At 34.9% G+C, this 11950-nt stretch carries 13 protein-coding genes; 10 read left to right on the top strand and 3 right to left on the bottom strand.

What is annotated here, in order from left to right; genetic code table 11:
• The first annotated feature begins 113 nt into the window (after positions 1-113).
• Positions 114-623, top strand: a complete 510-nt coding sequence (locus tag MWU82_RS17790) for a hypothetical protein (protein ID WP_247097449.1) — start codon at positions 114-116, stop codon at positions 621-623.
• Between the two features lie 270 nt (positions 624-893).
• Here MWU82_RS17790 and MWU82_RS17785 read toward each other — a convergent pair whose 3' ends face one another.
• Positions 894-1301 carry a helix-turn-helix domain-containing protein gene (locus tag MWU82_RS17785; RefSeq protein WP_215948968.1) on the bottom strand — a complete coding sequence of 136 codons (408 nt, stop codon included), beginning with the start codon at positions 1299-1301 and terminating at the stop codon, positions 894-896.
• Positions 1302-1402: 101 nt separating this feature from the next.
• Between MWU82_RS17785 and MWU82_RS17780 the strand changes: the two genes are divergently transcribed.
• Positions 1403-1786 (top strand): nuclear transport factor 2 family protein, encoded by a 384-nt coding sequence (locus MWU82_RS17780; RefSeq protein ID WP_215948967.1) that lies wholly within the window; start codon positions 1403-1405, stop codon positions 1784-1786.
• Between the two features lie 554 nt (positions 1787-2340).
• Positions 2341-3225, top strand: coding sequence for a hypothetical protein (locus MWU82_RS17775; protein WP_247097448.1), 885 nt, complete (start codon positions 2341-2343; stop codon positions 3223-3225).
• Positions 3226-3574: 349 nt separating this feature from the next.
• On the opposite strand, the gene MWU82_RS17770 is transcribed toward MWU82_RS17775, so the two are convergent.
• Entirely contained in the window at positions 3575-4630 is a 1056-nt protein-coding gene (locus tag MWU82_RS17770) for an IS110 family transposase (protein WP_247097447.1), read from the bottom strand.
• A 230-nt stretch (positions 4631-4860) separates the two neighbouring features.
• On the opposite strand from MWU82_RS17770, the gene lgt reads away from it, so the two are divergent.
• Entirely contained in the window at positions 4861-5700 is an 840-nt protein-coding gene (gene lgt, locus MWU82_RS17765) for a prolipoprotein diacylglyceryl transferase (RefSeq protein ID WP_247097446.1), read from the top strand.
• Positions 5701-5731: 31 nt separating this feature from the next.
• On the opposite strand, the gene MWU82_RS17760 is transcribed toward lgt, so the two are convergent.
• Entirely contained in the window at positions 5732-5935 is a 204-nt protein-coding gene (locus MWU82_RS17760; RefSeq protein WP_247097445.1) for a hypothetical protein, read from the bottom strand.
• A gap of 50 nt (positions 5936-5985) precedes the next feature.
• Here MWU82_RS17760 and MWU82_RS17755 point away from each other — a divergent pair, with 50 nt between their 5' ends.
• The 6 genes from MWU82_RS17755 (at position 5986) to MWU82_RS17730 (ending at position 11686) form a co-directional block, all read left to right on the top strand.
• The gene (locus tag MWU82_RS17755) at positions 5986-7248 is read left to right on the top strand and encodes a serine hydrolase (protein WP_247097450.1); all 1263 of its coding nucleotides are present in this window, start codon (positions 5986-5988) and stop codon (positions 7246-7248) included.
• 190 nt (positions 7249-7438) lie between these two features.
• A complete protein-coding gene (locus MWU82_RS17750) occupies positions 7439-7894 on the top strand; it encodes a GNAT family N-acetyltransferase (RefSeq protein ID WP_111625660.1) in 456 nt (151 codons plus the stop codon).
• Between the two features lie 164 nt (positions 7895-8058).
• Positions 8059-8514: a hypothetical protein gene (locus MWU82_RS17745; RefSeq protein ID WP_215948964.1), complete on the top strand. Its 456-nt coding sequence runs from the start codon at positions 8059-8061 to the stop codon at positions 8512-8514.
• A 143-nt stretch (positions 8515-8657) separates the two neighbouring features.
• Positions 8658-9980: an agmatine deiminase family protein gene (locus MWU82_RS17740; RefSeq protein ID WP_247097444.1), complete on the top strand. Its 1323-nt coding sequence runs from the start codon at positions 8658-8660 to the stop codon at positions 9978-9980.
• Positions 9981-10061: 81 nt separating this feature from the next.
• Positions 10062-10898, top strand: a complete 837-nt coding sequence (locus MWU82_RS17735) for a LytTR family DNA-binding domain-containing protein (RefSeq protein ID WP_247097443.1) — start codon at positions 10062-10064, stop codon at positions 10896-10898.
• A 125-nt stretch (positions 10899-11023) separates the two neighbouring features.
• Positions 11024-11686, top strand: coding sequence for a CPBP family intramembrane glutamic endopeptidase (locus MWU82_RS17730; RefSeq protein ID WP_247097442.1), 663 nt, complete (start codon positions 11024-11026; stop codon positions 11684-11686).
• Positions 11687-11950 lie beyond the last annotated feature (264 nt).

Here is an 11950-nt window from a genome sequence, read left to right as displayed (position 1 = left end):
CCCTTCGGAAAATCCACGCATATTTACTATGTTTAGTGTGCGGGCCGAAATCCTGTCGGATTTCACACCGCAACTAATCATAGCCTAACCGTTGTAAGTAATACTCAAAACCAATGTTTAAAACCTTTTTACTGATTTTAATAGTGATTTTTATTTCGTGTAAATCAGAAAATAAAAAAAACGTAGAATATACGGGTAGAATTGGAATTGAGACCTTTAGACTTCCTGGCGAAAAACATATTGACAGTATTGTTGAATATCTGAAAATTGATGGAAAAGAGTACGCCAATCAAATTTGGTTAGTTGACAAAGATAAAGATACAGTCGGAGGTAACTATTTTGATCTTTTCATTGACGATACGACCAAATTGGGAAATGCAACCCGATTATCATTTACTTTGACAAAACCTGCCATCAAATGGGATTCAGATATTTTTGTGGTTTTACCTTTTAATGATCGCGAATTAAATGATGACTTTTCAAATCTCTTAGATATAAAACTTGACACAATATATAGCTTAAAAGATGACAATATTCCACATCCGGAATTGTCAGAATTAAATTTACCGCTCAACCGAATAGCAGAGTTCGAAATAGAATATGGAAGTATTGGAAAAAAATAATTAGAGGCTTAATTATAGAAAGAGGAACTTTAGATGGAAAAAAATATGAACGCAGATTATTTTTTAATGATTCACTTCATGTAACCGATTAATTTTATTGGGATAAATACTACTTACAACAACACCTATAATTAATTGCGGACGGATTTCCCTTCGGAAAATCCATGCATATTTAGTATGTTTAGTCTGCGGGGCGAAATCCTGTCGGATTTCACACTGCAACTAATCATAGCTTAACCGTTAACCACAATACGGAAAAAAACGAACAGGCTACCCAAATTCTTCAGTTAGTTTTTCAAGATAATCGGAAATGACTTTTGACTTATCCACTTGGATTTTTTTGCCAAGTTCCCTTCTCGGACAGTTTTCATTGTACTTTGCACCCCAATCCATAATTTCAATGACAATCGGTAGTAAGTCAATGCCTTTTTTCGTCAAGCTATAAACAAATTTGGACTTGTTTTCAGGCGAGACCTTTTTGTAAAGGATATTTTCAGATTCAAGCACATTCAGTCTATTAACCAAAATATTCGTAGCAATTTTTTCTTCAGATTTTAAAAATTCGCTGTATGACAACTTCCCACGGAGCATAATATCCCTGATTATTAACAATGACCATTTATCACCGAAAACGTCTAACGAACAACTGATTGGACAGTCCGACCTGTTTTTTTTCATTATACAAAAATATAAATAGTACTTGCAATTTACAATAACATTTATAAATTTGTAGAACTTGCAAAATGCAATAACTTGAATTAACGACAAAAAATAAAAAAATGGTAAACTATACGACTACAAAAAAGCTTTTAGAAACGTATTACAAAGGCTTTGCAAAAAAAGGAGGTTGGGAATCCGTAATCTCGGATGACTTTGAATTTAGGGCTGACAATATGGAAAATGAAGATATAAATAAAGGAAAAGAAGTCTATGTAAACATTATTGCACGATTTTCAAGGGTCTACCAAAATATGCGAGTAAAAAGAATGATAATAGATGGAGATAATGCAAGTGTGATTGCCAATTACGATTACATATTCCCAAATGGAAAGCATATTTCTGGAGATGTAGCGGAATTTTGGACTGCAAAGGATGGTAAATTGACTTCATTGCATATCTACTTCGATACGCTTACGTTTGACAAAAACACACCGAAAAAATAATGGGATACAGCGAAAACATCGCACAAAGGATTAGAGTTTCTCTCGAACATTTAACTAATGTTAAGGAAAAGAAAATGTTCGGCAGTTTGGCTTTTATGGTCAAGGGTAAAATCTGTTTAACTGCTGGACCAAAAAGAATGATGTGCCGAATTGACCCTAAATTGCACGAACAAGAAGTCAAAAAAAAAAGGATGTTCAACTGTTGTGATGAGAGGACGGAATTACAAAGGTTACATACACGTCCAAGAAGAAAACTTGAAACAAGAAAATGAATTCAAACATTGGATTGAACTTGCATTGGACTTTAACGAACAACTGACCTCAAAAGGAAAATAAAAAGTACTGTGGCTAACAACGTGTATAATTAATTGCTAGTTCTGGCCTACTTACGAAAATCCTCCCACGCCCAAAAGCGTGGCGGGACGGATTTTCTATTCGGTTTGTATTTGCTAAATTAGGTGCTTAAAACACGCAACAAACCATATACAAACCCGTTGTGCTTCATTATGAGAACCGTCATGCCGTTATTCTGAAATTAATTACTATAGAACCTAGTGAAAAAAAGTTGTAAATATTGTGCAATTCCAAATAGAGAATTAACCTCGAAGGATTATTTTGACAAAATTGAATTATGGAGTCGATATGTAAAAGAAGGGCTTTTTGAATTTAAAGGAGGTGATACTTCTCTTGCAGATTTAAGAGAAGAAATTTCTGGAGAAGAAAAGTTTGCTTATTACCATTATTTTAAGTGTGACTGTGGCAATTATATAAGAACTGGAGTTTGTATAAGGAGCTCTGTCCCAATACTTGAATACATTAACGAATTACCTGCCGAAATTGATAAAGATTTACAAAATCTGGAAAAGGTATCTAGTTCATTGAATCAACCTGAGATAGGTCACAAACTTTTAGATACTGAAATTAAAATATTGAAAGAGAAATATAATGAGAGCATACAAAATGTTAAGAAAATAAGCGTAATAACCATCCTAATTGCTGTAATCGCATTATTTCTTCCTATTGAATTATGGAATATTATTATTATACCAAGAAAGAGATTACATAATTTGCCTGAGATTGTAGAACCTATGTACGAAAATGTATCAATGATAATTATATTGATAATAATTGTGACATTAACTCCGATTTTAACTTATTATGGATTTAGCTATTTGATTAAAAAGGATTTAAAATATAAAGATAAAATTAGAGGAATCTATAAAATAGAAAGAATAGAAAACTTAAGTAAAATGGTGGCTAAAAAATTAGATGGACTTGATACAGTATTACATTTTGAAAAGAATGAATCTAAAATCAAAAAACATCTATTTAATAAATCTAAAAATCCAGAACTTTTAAAAGCTAAATCAATTCTTATTGAATGTTCTAAGTATTCAAGGACAATTTTTAAAGAAAAGATAATAATTGATGACAAATAACGAAGCACAACAATGTATCCTATGAAAAGCACTAATCAAGTTCTCTAAAGTTAATATTTTATCCTTTAACTACCTCATAATAATACTTTTAAACGTATTGAATTATGGATGAGGCTGTGCATCATTTAAAATTCAATACTATATAACCTGCTCGGCATCCTATATGTGATCCACGTCCTGCGGGAGTGGTCACCAGCATCTGTATGATTATAAGTTATAATAAGCCTGGTCACTTGCTAACCGATGTGGTTCCCGCCAGCGGCGGGACCACCTACATTGTTTTGTGATCCAAGCCAATCTACTATTCTTTGTGAGCTTAGTTATCTTGTTACTGTTAATTCCCTGTATTTTATTCCAATACCCCTATCGCATAAGGGGTCTCCATCTTTATCACTGCCAAGGTCCTGCTCAACAATTTCCTAGCTACCTTTACAATGACACTTTTCACATTTTTTCCATGGTGCTTGCGGTAATAGGCCTGCATCACGGGATCTGTTCGAATGGCCTGCCAAGAAGCCTCAATGAAATAACTACGTATTAAACGGTGGGCACGCATACTTACCCCCGTATGACGGACGGTATCACCACTCTGGTAAATACCGGGCGCCAGACCTACATATCCGGCCAAATGTTTTATATTCCTAAAACGGCGCAGGTCACCCAATTCACTCAAAATACCACTGGCAACTATTGGACCTATACCAGGAATACTTCGTAAAAGCATGTAATCTTTCTTAAAGTGGATTTTGGTATGCCGGCGCAATAAGGTGGAAACATCACGAAACTCCTGATCGATAAACCGAAAGCTGCGCATACGGCTTCGCAAAACCTCTTTACCTGCATCATACTCAAAATCCAGACCATCTACCCAATCCCTGAATTTATGGCTCCAATGATCGTTATCAAGGTCCTGTGGTATTCCAATACCATAATACAATAACTGCATCTTGATATAGCTCTTGATCTGGCGCATATCCTTTACCAAGTCGTTCCTACGACGGAACAGACTACGCAGTTGCTCCCTACACTTATCCGGCACACAAATACCGTTCAGCCTCCCGTCCTTAAGTTCACGCGCTATGAGTTGCGCGTCTATCCGGTCTGTTTTGGTGTGGCGCTCCTTACCCCTTCTGAAAATATCGGCAGGATTGACCACCAATGAACGCCAACCATAGCTAACAAAGCAACGATGTGCGTGGTATCCACAACAACCGGCCTCATAGGCGCTGGATACATCATAACCTGGATAATGTTTGGTCACATGTTCATAGAGCAATTCGGCACACGGTGGCATACTAAAAGTCTTGCCCGATGAGAGGTCGGTAGCACAATGTACCTTCCAACTACGTTTGTGTATGTCGATACCAATGAATAACTTAGGTGTGGCAGTAATTTGAGTGTTCATATCTTTAATTTTTGGTTCATCTTAAAGATACTCGACTTACTGCTTTTACATAGATGCTATAATTCATGCTTGCCTCCTACTTCATTTAAAACTATTATATTTAGTATCTGATTTGACTAGCTGAAAATCCTATACGCAGAGCTTGGCAGGTCGGATTTTAAGCCGCACAAATCATATACAGAACCGTTAGCTGCAAGCTTGAAAAAACCCAATAACTAAAACCAACCTAAATGAAAGATGGAATAATATATTGGAATGTTGACCCCGAGATTTTCACTTTGTTCAACACTTTTCCAATTAGATATTACAGTCTTTCGTGGGCAATTGGTTGCGGTCTTTTATATTTAGTAGTTAAGAAAGTTTATCAAAAAGAGAAAATACCACTCGAAAATTTGGATCAACTAACTATGTATATTTTAATAGGTGGACTTCTTGGTGCACGTCTAGGGCATTGTTTTTTCTATGAACCAGAATATTACTTTCAAAACCCTCTTGAAATACTCTTACCTATTCGAAAAGTAGGCGAATCGTTCCAGTTTATAGGATTTCAAGGACTTGCAAGCCATGGCGGATTAACTGGAATAGTAATCGCAATCTTCCTTTATGTTAGAAAGACTAAAACAAATATTTTGTGGATAATGGACAGAGTTGCTTTTGGGTCTGGATTAATGGCTGCGAGCATTAGAATTGGGAATTTTATGAACTCTGAGGTATACGGCAAACCAACAAATGGAAACTGGGGTGTGGTCTTTGAAAGAGACGACCTAATACCTAGGCATCCAACGCAACTTTACGAAGCTGCGGCATATTTGCTGATTTTCGTGGTTCTTATGTTTGTTTATAAATCGAAAAAAATCAGAAGACAAAATGGACTTATGGTCGGAATTTTTATGATTTTAATGTTTACAGCAAGATTTATGATTGAATTCGTCAAAGAAAATCAAGTTGGATTTGAAGATTCGATGTCAATAAATATGGGTCAAATTTTAAGTATACCGCTTATCCTTTTAGGTTTTGGAATTATATATTACGGGAAAAAACCAGTGGCTAACAATGGCTATAGTAAATAGGGCATAAAGTGCTATATTTAAAGGCTTGGGCTTATTTAATAAGTCCGCCAAATCTTTTGGATTTACTCATGTGATTTCTATTTTTAAAAAGGAATTCGTGATAACGCTGCGCTAAGTTGGCAATTAAAAAAGAAAAAGTAATTACAAAACAAAAAGCTCTGACTCGCAAACCAGACCATGCCAAAAGGCTTGGCAAGCGGAAACGAAAAGTTTCCTTGCCTGCCCTACTTTTCATATACGGAGCCGTTATGCTCAATTTCTAAAAACCACATATCCTTGAAAAAAATGTACTATTACAGACTATTACTTCTTTTATTAATTGTTCCATATTCAAATTTATTTGCTCAAACTTATGATGGTTTTTCAAATAAGGAAATTCAATCCGTATTTAAGCAATGGAATTTGGATAATTGGGATGATGGAGGTGAAATATCTCGTTATATATTTTTAAATATGCCTGAATTTTGGACTCACGCCATTATCAATAGAGAAGGAAATATTAAAAGCCTGAAAGAAGATTACCGCAAAGAAATCGATGAGTTTATTGTTACTTCTGAATTAGGACAAATGACACTTCAAGACTATGTCAAAACTAGCGAGAAAGTGGATGGTATGATAATATTGCAAGGAGACCGTATTGTATATGAAGCCTACCCAAGAATGTTTCCAAACGATAGGCATCTTTACTGGTCAGTATCTAAAGTATTTGCTTCAACTCTTATAGCAATTTTGGAAGACAGAAAACAACTTGATGCAACAAAACCAATAGAACATTATCTGCCTGAACTTAAAAAGTCTGGATGGGAAGGTGTACCCATAATTGACATTCTTGATATGGCTTCAGGAATTGATTGTCGTGAATGGGTTGATGGTGCTTTTGAAAACCCTGAAACATGTTACTATCAATTTGAAGCAGCTCTTGGATTTCTAAAACGAACAGAAAAAACCGCTGACAATGCTTTTGAGCACATTAAGACCTTATCATCTGCAAAAACCTCTGGAGAGGTATTTGAATATACTTCAGTAAACACATACGTTCTCTCTTGCCTCATAGAGAGAATCACAGGTCTTTCTTATGCAAAAAATATTGAACGTGAAATTTGGCGAAAAATCGGTGCGGAATCTGATGCATTTATTACTCAAACAAATGGCACTAGCATTTCTCACGCAGGAATTAATTATACACTTCGAGATTTAGCTCGATTTGGCTATATGTTTCTGAACGAAGGTCGTTCAACTGAAAATGCTTTCGTTTCAAATGAATATTTTGATAAAATTCAAAAGCAAGGTCGTCCTCACTTGGTAACTGCATACGGTTCTGAAAATTACACGCTTGATAAAGAAGTTGTTCGTCACAATACCTATCAATGGGACAAAGTAATGGAAGACGGAGATTTTTATAAAGGTGGATTTAGCGGACAAGGTCTTTACATTTCTCCTTCTCGCAATTTAGTGATAGCCTTTTTTGGAACTGCCGATGATGATGGAGTTTATAACGAATTAGATGATATTTCAAGACAGGTTTCTAAATCAGACCTTTTTAATTAATAGAAGAACTGAATTAAAACAGAGCATAACAACGTGTATAATTAATTGCTTGCTTCTAGCCTACTTACGAAAGTCCTCCCACGCCCAAAAGCGTGGCGGGACGGATTTTCTATTTGCTTTGTATTTGCTAAATTAGGTGCTTAAAACACGCAACAAACCATATACAACAACGTTGGCATTAATTAAGAAAATGAAAATTAGAGAAACTCATAGAAATGAATATACCATTTCAACTGACAAGGATAAATTAGATGTTTTGAGCATTCACAAATTCCTTTCAAATGAAACTGATTGGGCTAAAGGAATTCCAATCAATACTTTGAAAACATCAATTGAAAACTCTTTGAATTTTGGACTTTATTACGAAAACAAGCAAATTGGCTTTGCTAGAATAATTTCAGACTATTCAACTATTGCATATTTAGGAGATGTTTATGTTTTAAAGGAATATAGAGGAAAGGGATTAAGTAAATGGCTGATAAATGAAATAATGGAACATCCAAATCTTCAAGGATTAAGACGCTGGATTTTATTAACTGATACAGCTGAATGGCTTTATAAAAAGTTTGGTTTTTCAGAAATACCTAATCCTGAATTTTATATGGAGAAACACAACCCGAATGTATATAAGGGAATAAAAAACTAATGCCAACAACGTGCATAATTAATTGCGGCTGAATTTCCTCTCGGAAATTCAATCTTATTAATTATCTTTCAGTTACGGCGGAAAACGACTCGCGTCCTTTCCCGCAACTAATCATACACAAGACCGTTACCAGCAAGCTGAACTCACAAAAAACAATTTATTAATTGAATAAAACATTGAAAATAGGATTAATAATAACTTTTATAGCGGTTGTAATTATCTCATTATTTGTTTGGCGATTTTTTGGACAACCTTACTATAGAATTAGCCTTATCGGAACCGAATACATTGAAAATGCGGACGAACTGAATTATGCAAATGAGCAACTTGATAATAAGCTGATTTTAATTAAAAAGTATATGTACTCAAAAGATGTAATGTTGATTGGTTTTGGTGGTGGAGGAAGCCGAACAGATGATTATTTTTCTTATGGAATTGCAGATAACAATAAGAATATTTTAATAGAACCTAAATATCAGTTTATATCTTCGAAAACGAGTTCAAAAAAAGAACCAATAATTTTTGGACTTCCATACGTGAAAGAAGGTAGCGAAAAAATGATGTTCTATAAAATTGCGGATGGAAAACTTGAACTGATTGATGAAAAAGCAAGCTGGTAACAATGTATATAGAAAATAGGCGAACTAGTAGTAAATTCAAGGCTTTTGGCTCGTATTAAAGTTTGTGCGTAACCGAAAGTGGAGTGCTTCGAAATCGCCTACTTTTCATAGCCTAACCGTTAGCATAAATAAAATCATCAACAATGAAATATATTTTAACCATATTTATACTACTAACCATTTTTAGTTGCAATCAAAAAAATGGTGAACAAGGCATTGATGAATCAGCCTTTTATATGCCGGCCGAATGGGAAACTCACCAGGCTATTTGGCTAGGCTGGAGAGAAAGAAAAAACACACAATTTCAAGAAGGGATTGCTGAGTTAATAAAGACGCTTACACCTACAGTAAAAGTCAAAATAGCAGTATCATCAGATAGCCTGTTACAGGTAGCAAAGAAATATCTGAGTCTTCAAAAGGTCGATAGTACCAGACTAGAATTTCACGTTATACCAGGCGAACAATATTGGATTCGCGACTATGGTGCAGCATTTTTAGTCAACAAAAAAGGTGAATTAGGGGTTGCAGATTTTGGCTTTGATCAATATGGTCTTCCTGAATTTTTGCGATTAATGCATGAGGGCAATGTCGATAGCATTCGCAAATACTCAGAACTTTGGATTAACCCTAAAACGACTATGGTCGACAGTTTGATGGCAAAAGTTGAAAATGCTGTTATTCAAAAAACGAGTGTTGTACATGAAGGAGGCAATATTGAAGTGAATGGGAAAGGAACACTCATAATCTGTGAAAGCGCTGTATTCAACAGAAATCCCAATCGTACTAAGAAAGAAATTGAAAAAGAGTTTAAAAGGGTCCTTGGAGTCTCAAATATCATTTGGCTCAAACAAAGCCTGGCAGATGATCCAAATGGTTTTTACAGAAGGATTGCTGACAATTATGTCGGTGGAGGTGTGCAGCATTCAGACGAATTTGTACGATTTTCAGATGCGAATACGATTTTATTGGCTTGGGTTGACGAGGATGAAAAGGATTTGAATCCCATAAATAGAATAAACTATGAAAAAATGAGTGAGAATCTTAGAATTCTTGAAAATTCTACCGATCAGGATGGCAAGCCATTTACCATTGTTAAGGTCCCGTTACCAGAACTTATCACTGAGAAAATTATAGCTACGGAAAATATAGACTTTTCAGAGAATTCACTTGACTTACCTCCCAGTTGGTTTCTTCCTTCTGAAAGACCGCAAGAAGGAGATACATTATTGAGAATACCTGCAGCAAGTTATATGAACTATCTGGTCACTAATGGCTTGGTAATTCTACCGACATATACTAGAATGGGCACCTCTGAAAAAAGAGAGAAAGAGGTCGAACAGATTTTTAAAAAGCAATTCCCTGGTCGTAAAATCGTATTTCTTGACTTCATGCCGCAGAATTGGGACGGAGGTGGAATACATTGCTCTACGCAACAACAGCCAAAAACTGATGCTAACAAAAAATAAACGCCATTAAAACAGGCGTTTATTCAGAACGTTAGCTGCAATGGTAAAAACACATCGTCCTACAATAGAAACTTCAAATTAATGAGTACTTCACAACCAACCAAGAATGCATTAAAAACAGTATTGATTAAATTTAACTATAGTTCTCTATGGAGTTGGTTTCAGAAATTAATTGTCTTTATAATATTCTCTTTAGTCCTAAATCATTTATCAACTCCCGAGAGTTTCCTAAATAGTGAATCGTATCGATTCCCTGTAGAAGGTTTTCTATCCACTATTGCTTTGTGTATTCTTATTGGAATTATAGCAGAGCTTAATTTTAAATATTACAAGAAAAAGTATTTCTCTAAAAAAGTAGAAATCGCCTCTATCTCATGGTATATGGTCTCTACTCTTGGGTATATTACAGTCATGTATATTCCGTTAGGTATTGTCTTAAATAAAATTGCGGGTGGAGAAACTGAATTCTATTATTTATTAATTGGATTGCTAATTACCTTGTTGTTAAGTTTTATTCTCATAGGGTTAGCATATTCCCTAGACATCTACAATTTATATAAGCTATCTATAAAAGATAATGAAATTACTATTGAAAGTGGTGCGAAAATAACCAAGCTTACCTACGAAAATATTGCATGTTTCTATAGCGAAAACAAAATTGTCTATACTGTTCAAAATGACGGCACCACAATTCCCACAGATTTTACATTGAATGAACTCGAAGAAAAAATAAACGACCAATTGTTTTTTAGAGTCAATCGTCAAATTATCATTCATAAAAGTGCGGTAGACCAAATTGAAAAAATTGCAAATGGCAAGTTGCGGATTACGTTAAAAACTTCTATTGAAAATGATGCGATTACCGAAATCAACATCAGTCGTTATAAACGAAAAGCATTTATGACTTGGTTTCAATAAAATAAATTATAAGATATCGACCATCCAGTTATCAATTTACTACCACTCAGTAAAAACATTAATATTTAAAGGGGTTTTTGGGAGTCTTGTTCATTACTTCGTCTTAGAATTTAAAATCAAAAACGATGAGAAAAATGACCTTACGACAAATTATAATTCCATTAGTCACTCTTGCCATTATTTGTTTCATGTACTTTGGGCCAATCACCAGAACACCTTTTGAAAATATAATTATCTCTATTATCATCATTATAGCTAATTACTTAGAATACGAGGGGAAACCATTTTCAGCGCTTGGGTTTAAACGTGCAAAATTCAATGCAAAAAATCTCCTTGTGCATGCTCCGTTAGTTGCACTGGGACTCTTTATTTTTTATGTCTTTGCAGTGGTTCCGGCCATTGAGATACTAACAGGAATTCCTATTGATTATTCAAGCATGAGCCAATTGGAAGGAAACCTTGAAGTCACCATCGTCTGGCTATTAATAGTGTGGGCTACTGCAGGATTTGGAGAAGAAATTATTTTTCGAGGTTATCTTATGCGACAGTTCGTCAAATTCTTTGGAGACAGTAAAAGCAGTCTTGCTATTAATATTCTAATAATTTGTGGTTTTTTCGGATACATGCACATTCAGCAGGGAATAACAGGGCAACTTGTTGTAGTAATTATCGGAGCACTCTTATCTATAATATTCTACATGCGCAAATACGATTTGTGGTTTATGATTATGATACATGGCTTTTTTAACACACTAGGTATTTTGAGTTTTTACTTTGGTTTGGCATAACTACACCAAGTGATAACATTAAACAGATAGACTTTTTGCTTGTTTGCTTAAATGGATTTAACTCTTGCGCAACATATCAAGTCACTTTATGTAATTTATTCATGCCATGTCCATTGTTTAATGTATTCATGTGTTCGCTGCGCTCGGTAGGACCGCCACATTTTATTCCCAATACCGTCGAAAAACAAAAAAGGTTTTCACTATATTTCCATAAAATTGCCCACCAACGCTACAACCCGCCCACTGCTGTCGCAGATGTCGTAC

The organism is Arenibacter sp. S6351L (assembly GCF_023016025.1).
GTDB lineage: Bacteria > Bacteroidota > Bacteroidia > Flavobacteriales > Flavobacteriaceae > Arenibacter > Arenibacter algicola_B.
This window is presented reverse-complemented; position numbering and strand designations above follow the sequence as displayed.

What these genes read in the sequence shown, in the direction of transcription:
- MWU82_RS17790 (WP_247097449.1), top strand. Translation starts at nt 114, where the DNA reads ATGTTTAAAACCTTTTTACTGATTTTAATAGTGATTTTTATTTCGTGT.
- MWU82_RS17785 (WP_215948968.1), bottom strand. Translation starts at nt 1,301, where the DNA reads ATGAAAAAAAACAGGTCGGACTGTCCAATCAGTTGTTCGTTAGACGTT.
- MWU82_RS17780 (WP_215948967.1), top strand. Translation starts at nt 1,403, where the DNA reads ATGGTAAACTATACGACTACAAAAAAGCTTTTAGAAACGTATTACAAA.
- MWU82_RS17770 (WP_247097447.1), bottom strand. Translation starts at nt 4,630, where the DNA reads ATGAACACTCAAATTACTGCCACACCTAAGTTATTCATTGGTATCGAC.
- lgt (WP_247097446.1), top strand. Translation starts at nt 4,861, where the DNA reads ATGAAAGATGGAATAATATATTGGAATGTTGACCCCGAGATTTTCACT.
- MWU82_RS17760 (WP_247097445.1), bottom strand. Translation starts at nt 5,935, where the DNA reads ATGAAAAGTAGGGCAGGCAAGGAAACTTTTCGTTTCCGCTTGCCAAGC.
- MWU82_RS17755 (WP_247097450.1), top strand. Translation starts at nt 5,986, where the DNA reads ATGTACTATTACAGACTATTACTTCTTTTATTAATTGTTCCATATTCA.
- MWU82_RS17750 (WP_111625660.1), top strand. Translation starts at nt 7,439, where the DNA reads ATGAAAATTAGAGAAACTCATAGAAATGAATATACCATTTCAACTGAC.
- MWU82_RS17740 (WP_247097444.1), top strand. Translation starts at nt 8,658, where the DNA reads ATGAAATATATTTTAACCATATTTATACTACTAACCATTTTTAGTTGC.
- MWU82_RS17735 (WP_247097443.1), top strand. Translation starts at nt 10,062, where the DNA reads ATGAGTACTTCACAACCAACCAAGAATGCATTAAAAACAGTATTGATT.
- MWU82_RS17730 (WP_247097442.1), top strand. Translation starts at nt 11,024, where the DNA reads ATGAGAAAAATGACCTTACGACAAATTATAATTCCATTAGTCACTCTT.